This window comes from Paenibacillus polygoni, assembly GCF_030263935.1.
Taxonomy (GTDB): Bacteria; Bacillota; Bacilli; order Paenibacillales; family Paenibacillaceae; genus Paenibacillus; species Paenibacillus polygoni.
In genome coordinates this window covers 147501-166891 of sequence record NZ_CP127162.1, presented here as the reverse complement: position 1 = coordinate 166891, position 19391 = coordinate 147501, and the positions used below count along the sequence as shown (strand labels likewise).

General features: G+C 43.6%; 19 protein-coding genes (1 of these 19 only partly in view). All 19 read right to left on the bottom strand.

Translation table 11 applies throughout. The annotated features are described in order from the left end of the window. Positions 1 to 16: 16 nt before the first annotated feature. A complete protein-coding gene (locus QPK24_RS00805) occupies positions 17 to 967 on the bottom strand; it encodes an ROK family glucokinase (protein WP_285745421.1) in 951 nt (316 codons plus the stop codon). Positions 968 to 1138: 171 nt separating this feature from the next. After that, entirely contained in the window at positions 1139 to 2104 is a 966-nt protein-coding gene (trxB, locus tag QPK24_RS00800) for a thioredoxin-disulfide reductase (protein WP_285745419.1), read from the bottom strand. Positions 2105 to 2141: 37 nt separating this feature from the next. Then, a complete protein-coding gene (locus QPK24_RS00795) occupies positions 2142 to 3932 on the bottom strand; it encodes a tetratricopeptide repeat protein (RefSeq protein WP_285748992.1) in 1791 nt (596 codons plus the stop codon). A gap of 397 nt (positions 3933 to 4329) precedes the next feature. Then, on the bottom strand, positions 4330 to 5277 hold the full coding sequence (locus QPK24_RS00790) for a ribose-phosphate diphosphokinase (RefSeq protein ID WP_213535892.1): 948 nt from the start codon (positions 5275 to 5277) through the stop codon (positions 4330 to 4332). Between the two features lie 137 nt (positions 5278 to 5414). Further along, complete coding sequence (gene hisJ / locus QPK24_RS00785) at positions 5415 to 6233, bottom strand: histidinol-phosphatase HisJ (RefSeq protein WP_285745415.1); 819 nt, start codon at positions 6231 to 6233, stop codon at positions 5415 to 5417. Positions 6234 to 6251: 18 nt separating this feature from the next. After that, positions 6252 to 6950, bottom strand: a complete 699-nt coding sequence (gene hisIE / locus QPK24_RS00780) for a bifunctional phosphoribosyl-AMP cyclohydrolase/phosphoribosyl-ATP diphosphatase HisIE (RefSeq protein WP_285745413.1) — start codon at positions 6948 to 6950, stop codon at positions 6252 to 6254. After that, positions 6947 to 7705 carry an imidazole glycerol phosphate synthase subunit HisF gene (gene hisF / locus QPK24_RS00775; protein ID WP_285748990.1) on the bottom strand — a complete coding sequence of 253 codons (759 nt, stop codon included), beginning with the start codon at positions 7703 to 7705 and terminating at the stop codon, positions 6947 to 6949. Before hisF ends, hisIE begins: the two co-directional genes overlap by 4 nt. A 68-nt stretch (positions 7706 to 7773) precedes the next feature. Then, positions 7774 to 8529, bottom strand: coding sequence for a 1-(5-phosphoribosyl)-5-[(5-phosphoribosylamino)methylideneamino]imidazole-4-carboxamide isomerase (hisA, locus tag QPK24_RS00770; RefSeq protein ID WP_285745411.1), 756 nt, complete (start codon positions 8527 to 8529; stop codon positions 7774 to 7776). Between the two features lie 29 nt (positions 8530 to 8558). After that, complete coding sequence (hisH, locus tag QPK24_RS00765; protein ID WP_285745409.1) at positions 8559 to 9182, bottom strand: imidazole glycerol phosphate synthase subunit HisH; 624 nt, start codon at positions 9180 to 9182, stop codon at positions 8559 to 8561. A 3-nt stretch (positions 9183 to 9185) separates the two neighbouring features. Then, on the bottom strand, positions 9186 to 9803 hold the full coding sequence (hisB, locus tag QPK24_RS00760) for an imidazoleglycerol-phosphate dehydratase HisB (protein ID WP_285745407.1): 618 nt from the start codon (positions 9801 to 9803) through the stop codon (positions 9186 to 9188). 205 nt (positions 9804 to 10008) lie between these two features. Next, positions 10009 to 11298, bottom strand: coding sequence for a histidinol dehydrogenase (gene hisD / locus QPK24_RS00755; protein ID WP_285745405.1), 1290 nt, complete (start codon positions 11296 to 11298; stop codon positions 10009 to 10011). A gap of 212 nt (positions 11299 to 11510) precedes the next feature. Next, positions 11511 to 12146, bottom strand: a complete 636-nt coding sequence (hisG, locus tag QPK24_RS00750) for an ATP phosphoribosyltransferase (RefSeq protein ID WP_160036709.1) — start codon at positions 12144 to 12146, stop codon at positions 11511 to 11513. A 37-nt stretch (positions 12147 to 12183) separates the two neighbouring features. Then, positions 12184 to 13404, bottom strand: coding sequence for an ATP phosphoribosyltransferase regulatory subunit (locus QPK24_RS00745; protein ID WP_285745403.1), 1221 nt, complete (start codon positions 13402 to 13404; stop codon positions 12184 to 12186). 292 nt (positions 13405 to 13696) lie between these two features. Beyond that, positions 13697 to 14206, bottom strand: a complete 510-nt coding sequence (locus QPK24_RS00740) for an acyltransferase (protein WP_160036707.1) — start codon at positions 14204 to 14206, stop codon at positions 13697 to 13699. Positions 14207 to 14214: 8 nt separating this feature from the next. Further along, a complete protein-coding gene (gene ppaX, locus QPK24_RS00735; protein ID WP_285745400.1) occupies positions 14215 to 14856 on the bottom strand; it encodes a pyrophosphatase PpaX in 642 nt (213 codons plus the stop codon). Positions 14857 to 14874: 18 nt separating this feature from the next. Then, positions 14875 to 15897, bottom strand: coding sequence for a prolipoprotein diacylglyceryl transferase (lgt, locus tag QPK24_RS00730; RefSeq protein ID WP_285745398.1), 1023 nt, complete (start codon positions 15895 to 15897; stop codon positions 14875 to 14877). A gap of 116 nt (positions 15898 to 16013) precedes the next feature. Beyond that, complete coding sequence (gene hprK, locus QPK24_RS00725; RefSeq protein WP_160036704.1) at positions 16014 to 16952, bottom strand: HPr(Ser) kinase/phosphatase; 939 nt, start codon at positions 16950 to 16952, stop codon at positions 16014 to 16016. A 341-nt stretch (positions 16953 to 17293) separates the two neighbouring features. Then, positions 17294 to 18418, bottom strand: a complete 1125-nt coding sequence (locus tag QPK24_RS00720; RefSeq protein WP_285745395.1) for an ABC transporter ATP-binding protein — start codon at positions 18416 to 18418, stop codon at positions 17294 to 17296. A 144-nt stretch (positions 18419 to 18562) separates the two neighbouring features. After that, positions 18563 to 19391, bottom strand: partial view of a PucR family transcriptional regulator gene (locus QPK24_RS00715; protein WP_285745393.1) — the 3' portion only. Its footprint extends 290 nt past the window's final position; the window shows 829 of its 1119 coding nt (coding positions 291-1119); its start codon lies beyond the right edge, outside the window — the gene reads right to left on this strand; the stop codon is at positions 18563 to 18565.

Sequence of the window (19391 nt, the reverse complement as noted above, 5' to 3'; positions counted from 1 at the left end):
TAAGTTGCGTACGATCTTAGGAACGAATGAATAATCCAGCTGCGCCTACAATACCAGCATCATTTCCCAGGGTTGCCGGTACAATGGTTACCCCTTTTTGAAGAGGCTCGGGTGCAAGACTTGCAAACACGCTGCGCACTTCATCAAACAGAATATCACCTGCTTTAGAAACCCCTCCGCCAATGATAAACATCTCAGGATTTAATACAGCCGCAACCGATGCCAGTGATTTTCCAAGATAATAAGCTGCACGATGAACAATACGCAGTGCTACCTCATCTCCTGCTTTCGCCGCATCAAATACATCTTTTGCCATAATGGTATCTACGGATTGAAGTGAAGTATGATCTCCACGTTCTACTGCATCATTTGCCATACGTATAATTCCTGTAGCTGAGGAAACCGTTTCCAGACATCCCATTTTCCCGCATCCGCATTGAATCGCTTCTAGATCCGGTACTACATTTGTGTGTCCAATCTCGCCAGCCATTCCTGAGAACCCTTGATAAATCTTACCATCAATAATAATTCCACCGCCGACACCCGTACCTAGCGTATAGCAGACACAGTTTTCAACTCCGTTACCTGATCCAGCCCACGCTTCTCCAAGAGCCGCAACATTCGCATCATTATCTATCTTAACGAGCTTTCCCAGCCTATCTTCGAGTATCGAACGAATCGGTACATCTTTAAAACCTACGTTAGGCGCGAGTACGATTACTCCCTCTCGCACATTAGTGAATCCGGCTACACCTGCTCCGACTCCTGCAAGTTGCTCCCAACTGTATGGTGATTCTTCCACAATATGACGGACATATTTCTCGATGTTTGAAATGACAGTATCAACGCCCTTACTCACTTCTGTCGGACCTTCATATGTATGCAGAAGTACTCCTTGCTCATTGCAGATCCCAACTTTGATTGCCGTACCGCCTAAATCCACTCCAACGTAGACATTTTCAGACATTGCTAGCAAGCCACCTTTATCATCTGTAATATTTATTCATACGTTATCACTATAATTGAACGAAGGGGACCGGTCAAGACGAATACCCTTCCATTTCTCACAAGTCTTATCCAATCAATGTAAGTAAAAAAGCCGTCCGGACACCCTTTTGTGCCCGGCCAGCTTTTCATATTATTGTTCGTTGTTCAATGTTTCGCTCCAGTCATGAGCCATGCTGCCCTCAAGGTACTTCTCACAATCCATAGCAGCCATACAACCCGATCCTGCTGCTGTTATGGCTTGACGATATTTCGTATCCTGCACATCACCACAAGCAAAAACACCAGGGATATTCGTTTCTGTAGTTCCTGGATTACAAGCAATATATCCACCTGCGTCCAGTGTGATTTGATTCTGCAAAAAGGCTGTATTCGGTGTATGCCCGATCGCAATAAATACGCCGTCTGCTTCCACCAGCTCATCCTGCCCTGTTTCATTATTATGAACTTTAAGGCCTTTTACTCCCTGATCGTCAGCAATGACTTCAAGAGGGGAACGATTTAAAGCCCATTTTATTTTTTCGTTACCTTTCGCACGGTCCTGCATGATTTTGGAGGCCCGCAATTGATCGCGGCGATGTACGATAGTTACGCTTGAAGCAAACCTGGTCAAGAAGTTTGCCTCCTCCATAGCAGAGTCGCCCCCGCCAACAACAACAATCTTTTTGTTGCGGAAAAAGAAACCATCACAGGTTGCGCAAGTGCTCACGCCGCGCCCTACATTTTCTTTTTCGCCTGGGATTCCTAAATATTTAGCAGAAGCTCCGGTAGAAATAATAACGGAATCTGCGGTGATTTCCTCTTGGCCTTCTACTTTAATGCGGAAAGGACGCTCAGCAAGATCAATGCTGTCTACCCAGCCATTTTTGAACTGAGCTCCAAAGCGTTCTGCTTGTTTACGCATATTGTCCATGAGCTCTGGACCAAGAATCCCTTCAGGGAATCCAGGGAAATTTTCAACTTCTGTTGTTGTTGTAAGCTGGCCTCCTGGCTCCATGCCTTCAATAACGAGCGGATCCATGTTAGCCCGTGCCAAGTATATTGCAGAAGTAAGTCCCGCCGGACCTGTGCCAATAATAACGGATTTATAATGAGTCATACATCGTTACCTCCCTTTTACAAAATAAAGTTTACTACTACAGCTTCTCCGATAAAGACCCAAATACGGGCTTTAACAAATGTGTAGAATTACACACTAGATCAATTTGCTTAGCGTACCTGCTTACCGTGGAAGCTGAAATGCCATAATGGCCAGCCACTTCCTTATAGGTAACTTCCTTGCCTGCTGATTTGACAGTGAGATATTCGAGTGCAGCGGACCATCCTTCAATGAGAGAGATCGATGGCAATTCTGGAGCAACTTGCTTCAAATAGTCTGCCCATAAATACTGAACTCCCTTACGCAAAATATCAGGTTGCTGGTCCATCTTCTCGAGCACTTTATTTAAGACCGCTTGTTGTTTATCATCCAGCTGCTCGTATTGGGATGGCCCTGCTGCTTCATTATGTTGCTTATCCGGTATAAATAACTCTTCACCTGCTGAACTAGAATCGGCAGAACGTAAATTGCTATTCTGACTCTGCTCCTTCAAAAGCATCTCCGGTTCCCCGATCTCACGCAGTACGGAAAAAGCCAGCTCTTTGAGCTCCGTAGTCTCAGCTGGTTGTTCTAGGAAATCAGTAAGTGCCTGGTATACTTCATAGTCACCAATATGACGCAGTGCACTGATGACTTGGGCTTTACTCGTATCATCACCATGATGCAGCGCCCAGAAGAAAGAAGAACGAATGAGTGGATCATTCTTGATATCTTCTGGAATACTCGCCCCGTATTTTTCCCACAGTCGAAATTGTTCCTCAAACGGCAAATGATAATGGTAACTTACCGTTCCAAAATCTTGATCTTCCTTCCGTGCTGACAGCCTGGAAATATAAAACTTAGGGACCTCTGATTCAGGATCGAGTGCCTGCACCATTCCCCATAGCCGCTCGGCTTCTTTGTATCTCTTCGTATTACATGCTGCCACTGCAGCATAATGAACAAGCGAAGGGTCGCTTGCAGTTTCTTTATTCTTAAGTAGTCTGCGGAAGTGAGCATACGCTGCTTCATGTTCTCCCAGAATACCCATCGTCGTTCCTAATTTAAAGACATGCTCTTGCTCGAAAGGAACGAGAGTCTGCAGTTGCTTTATCAGTGCTTCTACCTGTTCTTTATTACCTTCATTTTGATAGAAAATAGCAAGATTACATAGACCGTGCAGATTGCCCGGCTCCATTGCTAACAATTCAAAGATGGTATCCTTCGCTTTTGCGAATCTTCCCATATAGTAATAGGCTAAGGCAAGATTATTGCGTGCAGCTGTGAAATCAGGCTGATCTCTTGTAATACTCTCCAGCATTTCTGCTGCCTGAGCAAACTTCCCTTCCTCCAGCAGGCTGCGAGCATAATCATGCTCTGCGATCCCTTCTCTAGCTTTAATTCGTCTCACCGGAGCCTTCCGGCCCAGTTCATAGAACAGAAGATCTAACATTTCTTCCGCCTCATCCAGAAACTGCCCTTGTTCATCCTCTTCCAAATAAGTAACAATTGCTTCTTCTGCGGCTTCAAACTGTTCCATGTTCGCGTAGTTATTCGCCATATAGAAATAACACTCCATCATGGAGGGATCGACTTCAGTGAGCACATGGTTCAAAATTTCATTAGAGCGGGCATAATCTCCCATCTCGGACAGAATACCTGCCACATTACAATGATTGACCGGGTTTTCCGGTTCATATTCAGCTGCTTTACTAAAATATTTTAATGCCTTGTCATAATGATTGCGATCCAGCGAGCGGACAGCTCTTTCAAAGAAAAAAGAAGCGTCCAGTTGAATCGGTACAACATTGACAAGAGAGCGATCAGTCCGCTGCGGTTTGCCCTTCATACGTGCCAAGGCACCTCCTTATATCATACGATTTCATACTCTCCAGTATAACATAATCTGAAGGACTCTTCTCGTATTGCAGAACTATACAACGGATGAAAAATTTACTTCACTGAATCAATTTCATAATACCTTTCGTTGCTTTAGTCAGTAGTATATATAGATCAAAATGGTTCTATTTGTCTATATATAGTTACAAATTTATCGTTTTAATGAGTTATGAAATTGATTTCCCCATTCTATAAAGGGGATGTACACGTTTTATGAGAAACTCCCGCGGTACTTGGTGTCTTCTACCTACTTATTACCCTTTACGGTCAGCCTGCTAACCTTGCCAGGCCCAACGCAAACAAGGCTCTTCGCTGAAGAACCTTGCTGAATCTTTTATTCGTCGTCCTTAGATACCTGCATCTTTGAATAATGTAGCAATAGAACCGCCATCCAAAATGATACGGATTGCCCTTGCCAGCATAGGAGCAACCGATAAGACGGTAAAACAAGGTGGACCCGAAGGCGGAAGTTCAATAGAATCCGTGACAATCACTTCCTCAATATGTGGGTGAGAGAGTTTTTCTAGTGCCGATCCTGAAAAAAGTCCATGCGTTGCGCAAACAATCGCTGGATATGCATTTCTCTCTTTAAGCCCTTCCACTACGTTAACAATCGTCGTTCCTGTATCAATTAAATCTTCAATAATAATAGGAGTTCTGCCGTCGACATCCCCGATCACATGAGTAATGACAGACTCATTATGAGCTGGACGCTTCTTAATCATGATTGCAAACGGGGAATCGAGCCTGCTTGCCAGTTTCTCTGCCATCGATGCTCTTCCCGCATCAGGCGATACAATGACAGGTTTATCAATGTTTTTGCTTTTAAGATAATCACTAATTAAATCCAGCGCAGTAAGATGATCAACCGGGATATTAAAAAAACCTTGAATTGCAGCTGCATGAAGATCAATGGTTACAATCCGGTTTGCTCCTGCTGTTGTGAGTACATCAGCCAGCAACTTTGCAGAAATGGGCTCTCTTGGAGCAGACTTTCTCTCCTGTCTCGCATAACCGTAATAAGGCAGGATAATATTGACTGTTCGGGCAGAAGCACGTTTAGCTGCATCAATCATGACAAGCAGTTCAACTAGTAACTCATTGATTGGTCTTGATAAAGACTGCACAAGAAAAACATCACAATTCCGAATCGTTTCCTCATAGTGCACGTAAATCTCCCCGCTCTTGAAGCGGGATATTTTGATTTTACCCTGCTCTACCCCTAACTTCTGGCATATATTTTGTACCAGTTGAGGATTGGATGATCCCGAAAAAATACGGAGAGAGTGCTGCATACATGCCTCCTGAAGAACTTATTTTTAACATTACAGTCCCGCAATCTCGAAAGTACACGGTTCACAATGAACCATAGGATGCTTTATATATAGAAAAACAGGATGTTTTTCCTTTATTATACTACGCTTGTTAGAGATTACAAAGAGACCATAAAGCGCTTTCTCTCTTTAAAGGTAGCAAGTTCGGTATACCCAATCTCTTTTAAAATGTTCCTGGCACGATCTACATTCTCTCCTACTTTCAACGGATCATGGGCATCCGAACCAACCGTTACCGGTATCCCCAGCTGATAGGCCTGCTTTAACATGCGCTCACTAGGAAACATTTCCGCACACGGCTTCGATAAGCCTGAGGCATTCAGCTCAATTGGAATTCCGCATTCAGCAATTACCTCTAGGGTTTCGCGTTCTAGCGCATACCAAGCTTCCTGCTCTTCTTGCTTAGGCTTATATGTAAATCGTTTGATCGCATCAATGTGTCCAAGAAAATCATAGAGTCCGCTTTTTGCGGCTTTTTGAACAGCATCGTAATACAATTCGTAAACTTCGAGCACATCTTTTCCTTCCCAGTGGTGGACCTGTCTGTGATCGGTAATATCCCATTCTTTCAGAAAGTGAACAGATCCAATGACATAGTCAAAAGGATAGGCTGAGATGATCTCTTCGATCTCTTTTTCATAACCTTCAATGTAGTCTCCTTCGAGACCAACACGTACCTCAATGTCATTCTTATACTTATCTCTTAGATAAAGACATTCCTCAATGTATCTTGGCAGCTCTTCTATAGGCATCGCCATCTCAGGATAATACTCAGCTGGATTAACGTGGAGTAGAGGCATATGATCTGACAAACCAATCTCATTGTATCCAAGTTTGACGGCCTGTGTAACATATGACTCCAGGTCTCCTACCGCATGTCCGCATCTGGCATGATGGGTATGATAATCAATTAACATGAGTATTCCTCCCTTACTCTAATCGCGGCGCGGACGCTCGTGACGCAGACTGAGTTCTTTTAACACTTGGTCCAAAGGTAGTTTGCGTTCTTGCAACAAAACCAACAAATGATAGATCAAGTCACTAACCTCAAGCTTCAGTTCCTCATTATCTTTGTTCTTTGCTGCAATAATCGTCTCTGATGCTTCTTCACCAATTTTTTTCAAAATCTTGTCTACCCCTTTGTCGAACAGGTACGTGGTATATGCACCTTCAGGGCGGTCTCTTTCACGTTCGGCAATCACCGACTCAAGCTCTGCGAGCACATCAAAGCGATGACTTGTGTATATAGAAGGCTTACTTTCCGCTTCCCCTGTATGAACACCATGAATCTCACGGTAGAAACAAGTCGTTTCACCTGTATGGCACGCCGGACCCTTCGGTTTAACCAAAAACAATAGGGTATCGCCATCACAGTCGTATTTTACAGAAACAATGGATTGTACGTTCCCAGAGGTAGCTCCCTTATGCCAGAGTTCATTTCTCGAACGTGACCAGAACCAAGTTTCTCCCGTAGTTAAAGATTTTTTCAGGGATTCCTGATTCATATAGGCCAGCATCAAAACGGCCCTAGAATCAGCATCTTGGATTACGGCAGGGACGAGCCCTTGATCATTCCACCTGATATATTCGGTTACCTGTCCCAGTGATAGCTGATCTTTTAATTGATTGCTCATCGAATCTCCACCCCTTTGGCTTTCAAATGTTGTTTTAGATGAGGAATTGCAATTTCTTTATAGTGAAAAATCGTTGCAGCAAGTCCTGCATCCGCTTTTCCTGCTGTAAACACTTCCTCAAAATCATCCTCTTTCCCTGCTCCTCCCGAAGCGATCACGGGAATGCCTACTGCATCACTAACAGCGGACGTCAGACGAATATCAAAACCATTCTTTGTTCCATCGGCATCCATACTTGTAAGCAGCAGTTCACCTGCTCCGAGCTTCTCTGCCTGCTTCACCCACTCAAGTGTCCTAATCCCAGTAGGCTTACGGCCGCCGTGTGTGTACACTTCCCATTCACCAAATTCATCATTCCATTTGGCATCTACAGCAAGCACGATGCATTGCGAGCCAAACCTGAGCGCACCTTCTTTAATTAAAGATGGATTCAGAACAGCCGCTGTATTGATTCCGATTTTATCGGCACCTGCACGAAGGATTGTCTTCATATCATCAACATGCTTAATGCCCCCGCCTACCGTAAAAGGGATTGCAATCTCACCAGCCGTCTGACGTACAACTTCTACCATTGTCTGTCGTCCTTCTACAGATGCTGATATATCAAGAAACACAATCTCGTCCGCACCTTCACGATCATACAAGGCAGCCAGCTCTACGGGGTCTCCCGCGTCACGCAGATTTACGAAATTCACACCTTTGACCACTCTGCCGTCCTTTACATCAAGGCAAGGAATAATTCGTTTAGCTAGCATCATCCAACCTCTTTTCAGCTTATTTTCTTTACTTTCTAGCAAAGACTTTATTTAGCCGCGACTTGAATTTATTTCAAATCAGTAACGCCCCTATTCTCTACAGTTTCAACCGCCTGTCTTAGGTCAATCGCTCCTGTGTATAATGCTTTACCGATAATTGCTCCGCTTACCCCATCTTCCCGGTGTCTGTGCAGTTTTACAAGATCCTCCATCGTGCTTACACCGCCAGAAGCAATGACCTTTTGGCCGCTAGCTGCCGCTAGTGCAACAATGGCCTCCACATTAGGTCCTTGCATCATGCCGTCTCTCGAAATATCCGTGAAAATAAAAGTCTGCGCTCCGTAAATGGCAAGTTCTTTTGCAAGGATCTCTGCTTTCACTTCTGATGTCTCGAGCCAGCCGCGAGTTGCCACATAACCATTTCTCGCATCAATACCAATGGCTACTTTATCACCATATGTACCAAGCACTTGCTCCGTAAACTGCCGATCCTCAATAGCTGCAGTGCCTAGAATGAGTCTTGCAACGCCCAGATCGAGCAGTTTCTTAACGTCCTCTATTTTGCGAATTCCCCCGCCTACCTGAACAGGTACTTGAACCGCCGATGCAATCTGTCCGATGACTTCGATGTTAACGGGCGACCCTGCTTTAGCTCCATCGAGATCCACTAAATGGATGAACGACCCGCCTTGATCTTCCCAAGCTTTTGCTGCCTCTACAGGACTGTCATGATACACGGTTTCCTGGTTGTAATCCCCCTGAACAAGGCGTACACATTTTCCGCCTCTAATATCAATTGCCGGGTAAATCATGAATGCTGTCATCGCATAGGCCCCCTTATAAATGTTCCAGATTAATTACTAGACTCCGCTAGTTTTAAAAAGTTCTTCAGAAGCTGCATACCGAGCTCTCCGCTCTTCTCTGGATGAAACTGCATTCCATATACTGAACCTCTGCCGGCAATTGCTGTAACAGGAAATCCATAATCAGTTACCGCAAGCAGGTCCGCATTATCCTCTGGTTCGACATGATAGGAGTGCACAAAATAGACGTGACCTTCCGTCAGATCCTGAAATAGTGGATTGTCTTGCTGTATAAACTGAAGCTCATTCCAACCCATATGCGGCACTTTGTATGAAGAACGGTCTTCAAACCGTACTACCCGCCCCGGTATAATATTCAGCCCTTCATGACGCCCATGTTCCTCACTGCTGCTAAATAACAGCTGCATGCCAAGACATATGCCAAGGAGCGGAACCTCTTTCTCCTGGACCTCTCGCATCACTTTATCAAGCTCCGTTTCTCTTAGGTGCTGCATAGCATCGCCGAAAGCTCCTACTCCTGGTAATACCACACCCGATGCTTCCATAATTTCTTCTCTCTTACCCGTTACTTGTGCTTCATAGCCAAGCCGTTCGATCGCCTTGCTTACACTATGAAGATTTCCCATCCCATAGTCGACAATGGCAATGGTCATAGACTAGAGCACTCCCTTCGTAGATGGAACTCCCGTAACACGCGGGTCAACGAGTGTTGCTTCATCGATTGCTCTGCCGAGCGCTTTAAAAATAGCCTCGATCATATGGTGTGTGTTTTGTCCGTAGTGAACAATCACGTGCAGCGTAATACGCGCTTCCAGTGCGAATTTCCATAAGAACTCTTGGACAAGTTCCGTCGAGAAGCTTCCTACCTGCTGAGACGGATAATCAGCCCGGTATTCAAAGTGAGGCCGGTTGCTGATATCAATGACGACCTGTGCCAATGCTTCATCCATAGGAACAAATACACTTGCATAACGTTTGATCCCTTTTTTGTCACCCAAAGCTTCTAGAAGTGTCTGGCCAAGACAAATTCCGATATCCTCAACCGTGTGATGATCATCTATTTCTATGTCACCTTTCGCCTTTACCTGAAGGTCGAATTGTCCATGTTTCGTAAACAGATCAAGCATATGATTTAAAAAAGGAACGTCGGTCTCGATCTCAGTACGACCGCTTCCATCTACACCAAGACTAAGCTGAATATCCGTTTCATTCGTTCTCCGGCTGACTTTCGCCCCGCGTCCATCATTAAGAAATTGCTGTGCATCATTTGCCATCTGGTTCTCCACCCTTCAATCACTCTTCTATATTGATTTGCTATATTCATTTGCTGTCTTGCTGTTTGTCTTACTGTATGTCGTACTGTATGTCGTACTGTATGTCGTACTGTATACGTTACAGCGCGCTGGTCACTCTATTAGAAGATCAACAAAGTCTGACTTTTAGATGCGCTCATCCTTGTTTCCATGCTTTAACCGAACATTAACTTTGTTTTTCTCGCTTTAACCGGACTTCAATTGCCCGTGCATGCCCTTCTAGCCCCTCATGACGAGCAAGCCCAATAATTGCTTCTCCATTTGCTAGTAATGCTTCCTTGCTATAGTAAATTAAGCTTGATTTCTTAGTGAAATCATCTACATCCACGGGCGATGCGTATCTCGCTGTTCCGTTCGTCGGGATGATATGGTTAGGACCTGCAAAATAATCCCCGACAGGCTCCGAGCTGTACGGCCCAAGGAAAATAGCCCCCGCATGCCGGATATGAGATACATAGGACATCGGCTCTTGAACCATCACTTCTAGATGTTCCGGTGCGAGCTTGTTGACCACTTCAACACCTTCAAGCACAGAATTAACAACAATAATACTGCCGTGACAATCGATTGAAGCACGAGCAATCTTCTCCCTTGGCAGCTGGCTTAGTTGCTTTTCCACCTCTGCCTGCACTTCCTCTGCCAGCAGCTTAGAAGTTGTGACAAGAATAGCAGAAGCCATCTCATCATGTTCGGCTTGAGACAATAAGTCGGCTGCTACATATTCGGCTCTCGCCGTTTCATCAGCCAGCACGACAATCTCGCTTGGCCCTGCGATACTATCAATATCGACGGCACCGAACACCTCTCGCTTCGCGAGCGCCACATAAATATTGCCTGGTCCACATATCTTGTCGACCTTGCGAATACTTTCTGTGCCGTAAGCCAGCGCCGCTATAGCCTGAGCGCCGCCGACCCGGTACATCTCGCTTACGCCTGCTTCCGCAGCAGCAACGAGAATGTACGGGTTAATCCCTTCACCGCCACTTGTAGCTGGCGGTGTAACCATCACAATCTCTTTCACACCCGCCACTTGCGCTGGAATAACATTCATGAGTACAGAGGATGGGTAAGCCGCTTTCCCTCCAGGTACATAGACCCCAACCCGATCAAGCGGTCTAATAATTTGGCCGAACAGGCTTCCATCGGGTTCAAAATCCATCCATGAATTCCGCTTTTGCTTCTCATGAAATCTACGGATATTGTTAGCAGCTTCGCGAATATGAGATACAAAATCGCGATCTACCTTATCGTAGGCTGCCATCATTTCTTCCTTCGTTACTCTGAGCTGTTCTGGAGTAAGAACTACACGGTCATGCTCCGCGGTATACCTGAGTACTGCGGAATCCCCTTCGTTACGAACAGTGGAAACGATTTGGCGAACTGATTCATTCTGTTCGTTTGTTCCATAATCCACATTCCGATCCAGACGAAAATCCTGAGCTGCTACAATTTTCATCTCACTCCACTCCCTATCTTTAAATAATGTCTTCACTGAGCAGAAATGCACCTTCATAGATGCTAAAAACGCCATTACATTTCGTTATCTGAGCCTCTATCTAAAGCAATTTGCTTCTAATAAATCTATCTATTTATCTAACATCTTCATTACTAGCTCTAGCCTCTATGGACCTGCATTCCTGCCCTCAGGCAAATGAGTATCATTTATGATTACCTTGCTGCTGCATTGATGACTTGTTGCAATGAATCACAAATCCCTTGAATTTGATCGTTTTTCATACGATAACTAACTCGGTTCGCAATCAAACGACTTGTAATATCAAACATGCTGTCAAGTTCAATAAGACCGTTCTCTTTTAAGGTCTGCCCTGTCTCTACCATATCTACAATTCGATCAGCTAAGCCAATTAGCGGTGCAAGTTCAATTGATCCATTTAGTTTAATAACTTCTACTTGCTGCCCTTGCTCACGAAAATATTGTGAAGCCACATTCGGATATTTCGTCGCTACTCTCTGCCTAATGCCTGGCTCCCAATCAGGTAACCCGATCACAGACATACGGCATCTGGCGATACCAAGATCGAGCAGTTCGTATACGTCACGATTTTCTTCTAAAAGCACATCTTTTCCCACAATCCCGATATCAGCCGCTCCATATTCTACGTACGTAGGAACATCAACAGGCTTCGCCATAATGAACTCTAAAGATGCTTCTGGAATAGGAATGACGAGCTTTCTTGTATCGTCAATATCCTCGGGAATGTATATGCCTGCTGCGCGGAACAATTGAGATGCTTTTTTATAGATTCGCCCTTTGGGCATCGCTACTTTTAAAATTTCACTCATATGCCTTGCTCCTTTCTTATTTGATACTTAGGCAGATCTATAACGGACTGCTGTACGTATATATTTTTTCGTATTTCCCTTGAAGGGTAGACACCGCACAGTTACTTCCCTGCTCATTTGTATCTACACCCTGGTGATAACGATCCTCTACTCTTTGCATGAGTCTAGTGACGACGGTCCGTCCTTCCGTTCTTAGCTGCAATGCTTGAGATAAAGCCTCTACTCGGTGTTCCTTCGTATATTCAATAAGTACAGGAAGCGGCTGCTCTGCTCGAATTCCTTGCACTCCATCAATGATTCGGTTTGTCTTTATTGCAAAACCCGTCGCGGGAATGTCTTTCCCAAACTGTTTTAGCAACTTGTCATACCTGCCCCCGCTGCATACCGGAAATCCAAGTTCTGATGCGTATCCCTCAAACGTCATTCCTGTGTAGTATGAAAAATCGCCAAGCATCGTTAAATCGATCAGTACATGTTCTGATACTCCATAAGCTTCGAGTACTTCCCACACTGCGCACAGATGCTGCACTGAATTTCGTGCTTCATCACTTGAGACCAATGATTCAGCACGCTCACCTATTTCTTTTCCGCCCCGAAGACGTAATATAGTCTCAAGTCGCTCTTTTTGCTCTGATGATAATGACAAATCTTCAATTTTCTCACGGTAACCTACATAGTCACGCTTCAGTAGTACTGCCTTTAATTCTTCTTGCAAATCTACTTCTTCTGGGATAATCTCACCGAGTAAACCATTCAAGAATCCCACATGACCCATCGCTATTTTAAATGACGTCACTCCAGCCGCCTGTAGGGAACTGATCGCTAGAGCTACAACCTCAGCGTCTGCTTCGGGTGAGTCATCGCCGACCAGTTCTACACCGGTTTGAAAGAATTCTGCTTCACGTCCTGCTTCTTCTTCAATCGCCCGGAATACATTCGCATGATACGAAAGCCGTAGAGGCAACTTCTCATCCTTAAGCATAGAAGAGACTACTCTCGCAATCGGTGCTGTCATATCGGAACGGAGCACGAGTGTCGTTCCCCGGTTGTTTAACAACTTAAACAGTTTTTGATCGGACGTTGAACTAGCCACACCTACGGTATCGTAATATTCCATGGAAGGGGTAATAATCTGCCGATATCCCCAGCTGCTCATACATTCCAGCACTCTATGTTCGATCCGTCTCAACTTATCTACGACATGAGGAAGGTAATCACGTACACCGGCTGGCTTTTCAAAACCTTTTGGTTTGGTCATTTCTGTTCACCTCTGCATCTATAGTTCCTAACATTCACACCGGATTCGTTATCCATGATTTTTACTGTAATCTTTATCTTATCTTCACTGCATTAAAGTGCTACCAATCTAACAAATTAAAGTATTATTCGGTATCTTACCACGATTTCCCTTTTATCGTCAATTCTTTGTCTTCTTCTAAACTGCTGTATGTACACCCATAATTTGATTAAAAGGGTTATATCACAAAAAAAAGACCGCTCGATAAGCGGTCTTCCATACTTTCTATTCTTTTAGGTGTAAAGAGAACTCTTTAGTGTAGTGTGCTACTTCCGCTTTCCCGCTGAGAACCAAGTTCCCGCAAAGGATTACCCCCGACAAAAGCGCCTGCAGCCACATTCTTATGAACCACAGAACCTGCGGCAACCACTGCTCCATCCCCAATGGTTACTCCAGGCAGGATCGTCGTGTTCGCACCGATTAATACATTATCACCAATCCATACATCACCCAGGCGATATTCATGAATGAGATACTCATGTGCCAAAATCGTTGTGTTATATCCTATTACAGAATTGGTTCCTACATGGATCCGTTCTGGGAAAAACACATCGACCATCACCATTAGTGCAAATGCCGTGTGATCTCCCACTTCCATGCGAAGACGGCTTTTGTAAATCCAATTTTTCAAAGGTAAGATGGGACAATATCTTGCTAGCTGCACCCAGACGAAGTTACGAACCCCTTTGAAGGGACTAACCGTTCGATAGATATGCCATAGTGCATTCTGCTCTTCAACGGGATAACGTTCCAGCTTCCTCACAGTATTTACTACTCCTTCTTGGTCAGAGTAAGAATGTCATGCATATCATGCAAAATATAATCAGGGTCATACTCTCTAAGCTTCGCTTCCCCTTTTAGGGACCAAGCTACACCTGCTGCCTTAACGCCAGCTGCTTTGGCGGATTGAATGTCGACTGGACTATCGCCTACCATTAGCGTCTCCGATGGATCCACCTGAAGCTGCTTCACCGCAGTAAGAACCGGTTCTGGATGCGGCTTTGGATGAGTTACATCCGATACTGTGACGATGGACTCCATATATTTTAGAAGATCGAACTGTTCTAGTACTCGAAGGGTACTTGGTCTTATTTTAGTCGTAACTACACCCATACGTATCCCTTGCTCGTGCAGTTTCTTCACTACATCCATTACACCCGGAAAAGGCTTCACCATATCATCATGATGAACCGAGTTGTAGGCACGGTATCCTGTAACATATTCGGCTACATCAGGTTTTCCGGTAAATGCCTGCATTTGCTGCTCCAGTGTGCCTCCCATATGAGGAATAATTTCTTCTCTAGAAAGTGCGCCCGGACCGAGTTCATTCAAAACATGGATGAAAGAGCTGATAATCAGCTCATTCGTGTCAATAATCGTACCATCTAAATCAAATAAAACCGTTTTAATCATTTAGCTATTGCTCCTTTGTTACTCCTTTTTCTGATCAGTACCAGAACCGATAGAAGATGACTCATTTCTGTGATCTTTTTTTCGTTCTAGTTCTGAAACGTTGTCACTACCTCCATCTGCAGGAGTCTTACTGGACACAATCGGATCCATATAACGTTCATTTGAAGCGCCTGTTACGCGTCTAACTACAATGAGGATAATAGCGACGATAATAATTGCAATTGATAATACTTGTGATATACGGATATTTCCATAAGCAGGGTCTAAATAACCCAGTTCAAATCCCATTGCGGTCATAGGAGACCACAAAGCATTTACGAGAGATGCAAGCCACTCTGGACCTTGGAATCCAAGGCTGTCTGTACGCAGTGCTTCGATAAAGAACCGACCGATTGAATACCATATGAAATAGGACAGGAATAACTCTCCTGCACGCATGAATTTTTGACGACGTAAAACAAGAAGTATAATCAGTCCTGCGATATTCCAGAGAGATTCATATAAAAAAGTGGGGTGATGAAAAGTACCCTGCACATTCATCTGGTTTACAATAAAGTCAGGTAGATGTAGCGTATTTCTAAGGAAAGACTCATCTACAGGTCCGCCGTATGCCTCCTGATTGACGAAATTCCCCCAGCGACCAATTGCCTGTCCAATAATAAGAGAAGGAGCACAAATATCCACGATACGCCAGAAATTATAACCTTTATGCCGGAAATAGAAAAAGGCACAGATGATAGCACCAATTAATGCTCCATAAATGGCAATACCGCCATTCCAAATTTTAAAGACATCCCATAAGTTATTCTTATAGTCATCCCACGTAAATGCTACATAGTAAATTCGTGCTCCGATAATAGCAGAAGGAACGCCGAGCAGCAATAAATCCATGAAAAAATCAGAGGGGATTCCAAAACGTTTCCCCTCCTGTATTGCGAGCAGCAGACCTACAATGGCTGCTGTCCCCAAGATTAGTCCATACCAATGGACACTGAGCGAACCGATAGAAAATGCAATCGGATCAAGTAATAAGGTACCCATCTACCCACTCCCTGTTTCGTTGATAATATAACCCATGCTGGCTTGTTACATCCTCTATCGCAAGTTTAAAATCCGTTCATACTCGTTTATATTCTATAGTTTATTTAATCTAATTTTCAGTCCATATCATCGTTATCTTCAGCAATAGTAGCTGTCAGCTTATTCGTAAATTGCAGAGCCGCATTCACACCCATCCGCTTCAGACGGAAATTCATCGCTGCCACTTCAATAATAACCCCAAGGTTACGGCCTGGACGTACTGGAATGGTGACGAGCGGAACATCGGTATCAATAATTCGAGTTGTCTCTTCATCAAGACCCAGACGGTCATATTGCTTATCCTGCTGCCAAGCTTCTAAGCGGACAACGAGTGTAATTCTTTTATGATTACGGATGGCACCTACTCCAAACAGGGTCATAACATTAATAATCCCGACGCCCCGAATCTCAAGCAGATGACGAATGAGTTCTGGTGCTGTTCCGTGTAATTGATTGTCTGATGTTTGGCTGATCTCAACCGCATCATCGGCAACAAGACGATGACCGCGTTTAACAAGCTCCAAAGCAGCCTCACTTTTACCAATTCCACTGCTTCCTGTTATGAGTAGGCCGATGCCATATACGTCACAAAGAACACCATGAATGGTTGTGGTCGGAGCCAGCTTTCCTTCGAGGAATCCCGTAATACGGCTTGATAGAATGGTTGTCGCCATCGTACTGCGCAGTACAGGCAGGTCTTTCTCATTACTGATATCAATCAGTTCTTGAGGAACATCGAGGCCACGAGTGACAACAATACAAGGTGTTTCTTCGTGACACAAACCTTCCATACGTTCCCGACGTTCTTTCTCGGGCAGCATCTTAACAAAAGCAAGTTCAGTTCTTCCTAGCAACTGTACCCGTTCTGATGGATAATACTCAAAATATCCTGCCATCTCAAGGCCTGGTCTGTTCAGATCATCTACCGTGATTGGTCTTTTTAGACCATTTTCACCTGAGACAACTTCCATTTGAAATTCATTAACAAGTTGCGATACTTTTACTTTTTTAGCCATATTTTATCTTCCTTTCGGTACGGCAAATATAACGCGGATTTAAAGAGAAAGTGTTGCCACTATTATGTACAGTTCTCTATCTATATTAACCTGATTATCATTGTACTCATCGTATCGGAAAATGAAGTTGATTGCAATGTTCGGCAAGTTGCACCTTTCATGTAGTATTTCTGAAGTAGAACATTAGTTTTTCTTAATTATCGCAACTCTCAACAATCAAAGTTATTCATTAATTTAATGTTCCATAATGTTCTTAACCTAATATTATTTAATTAAAAATAAGGGGCTGCCAGGCTTTAGAAAAGCCTGACAACCCCCTTTTTTAGTGCATCATACTTGTATTAATCTTGAACAAGTACGTTTGCTTCTGTTTCTTTATCAAAGATATGAACTTTGTTCATATCAATTGCCATTTTAACTGTGTTACCATCGCGAGTATTGGAACGTCCATCAACACGTGCGATCGTTACATCATTACCTACACCACTCAGGTACAAGAGCAATTCGTGACCAAGGTTCTCACTAACATCTACTTTAGCTGTGAAAGCTGTGTGTGGAGAAGCTTCCAAGAATACTGGCTCTTCATGAATATCTTCTGGACGAACACCCAGAATTACTTCTTTGCCAGCATAACCTTTGCCTTTAAGAATTTGTGCTTTACCTTGTGGAATTTCTACATCTAGACCAGCTGCTGCGAAGCGAAGGCTTTCACCTTGCTGCGTCAATTTACCAGTAATAAAGTTCATTGTAGGTGATCCAATAAAACCAGCTACAAACAAGTTTGTAGGATGATTGTACAGTTCTTCCGGTGAAGCTGCTTGTTGAATAAAGCCGTCTTTCATTACTACGATACGGTCACCCATCGTCATCGCTTCGATTTGGTCATGCGTTACGTAGATAACAGTCGTTTCAAGACGTTTCGCAAGTTTAGTGATTTCAGCACGCATTTGTCCACGAAGTTTCGCATCCAAGTTAGAGAGCGGCTCATCCATCAAGAAAACTTGTGGGTTACGAACGATTGCACGTCCCAAAGCTACACGCTGACGTTGACCACCGGAAAGAGCTTTTGGTTTACGATCCAGCAAATGCTCGATATCAAGAATTCTAGCTGCTTCACGAACACTCTTATCGATTTCTTCTTTTTTCACTTTACGAAGTTTCAAACCAAACGCCATATTTTGATAAACGTTCATATGTGGATAAAGAGCGTAAGATTGGAATACCATCGCGATATCACGATCTTTAGGAGCTACGTCATTTACAACGCGATCCCCAATATATAGTTTGCCATCGGAGATTTCCTCAAGGCCAGCGATCATCCGAAGTGTTGTAGATTTACCACAACCGGACGGACCTACCAGAACGAGAAATTCTTTGTCTTTAATATCTAAGTTAATATCAACAACTGTTGCTTTTTCTGCACCCGGATATTGTTTGTAAATATGTTCTAAGCGTACACCAGCCATGATTATTGCCTCCTCAGCATCGTTTCGATTTAATTATGAAAGCGAATACATATACGATATAGCATAATGTAATCGAATTCATTTCCTGCTCTTATAATAACCTGGGAACCGTGCTTGTGACTATGCACAATTCACACAAAAAAATTAAGAGGTTTTCGTCACTTTGTACATGAAGAGAGTCAACTTGACCAATACTGCATCTTTAAAGGTACGCACATCAAGTCCTGTCTCTTGCTTTATCTTATCTAAGCGATAAATTAGAGTATTACGGTGAATATAAAGACGTTTTGCCGTTTCACTTACGTTACAATCCATCTGAAAAAAGGTCTCTAAAGTAGAAATCGTCTCATCCTCAAAAAGGATCGAGGTGTTACTCATTCCTTTTAGATAATTTGCTCTCACTTCCTCAGGTATACTATAGATCAAACGTTCCAAATGAAATTGCCATGGAAAGTAAACATGCTCGCCAACTTTAAACTTCTTACCCAGTTCCGTTATTTCTCTAAGAAAAGAGATCGTAGGAGGTAAGTAAGCTATATTGAATAGAGGTTTAGCTACGGATAGATGAAAGACCCCAACCCACTCATTTGCAATTACCTCATGAAGACCATCGGTAAAGGCAGCAAGCTCTTCTTCAATGGAGAACTGCATCTTTTGCTGCAGAGCCATTTGGTCCATATCTTCATCCGTATTATCTAATACTAAACCTAATTCAGCTAATATAGACCATCTATCTTCTTCTAAGGGAACTAAGAGTACTTTTCCGTCAAAATAAGATTGGAGTAGTTTATTTAAAGCTTTAAGTGAGATCCCAGATTCATGAGCTCCCTCATACGTTAGGTAAAAAGGAATCATTCCCTTGGCAAACTGTTTCTCATACACACTAAGATCCTCAGGATAAGGCAAAGGCTTATCCTTATCTACACTCTCTTGAATCCAGCTTCCAAGCTGTTCTAATGAGTTTACTTCTTTA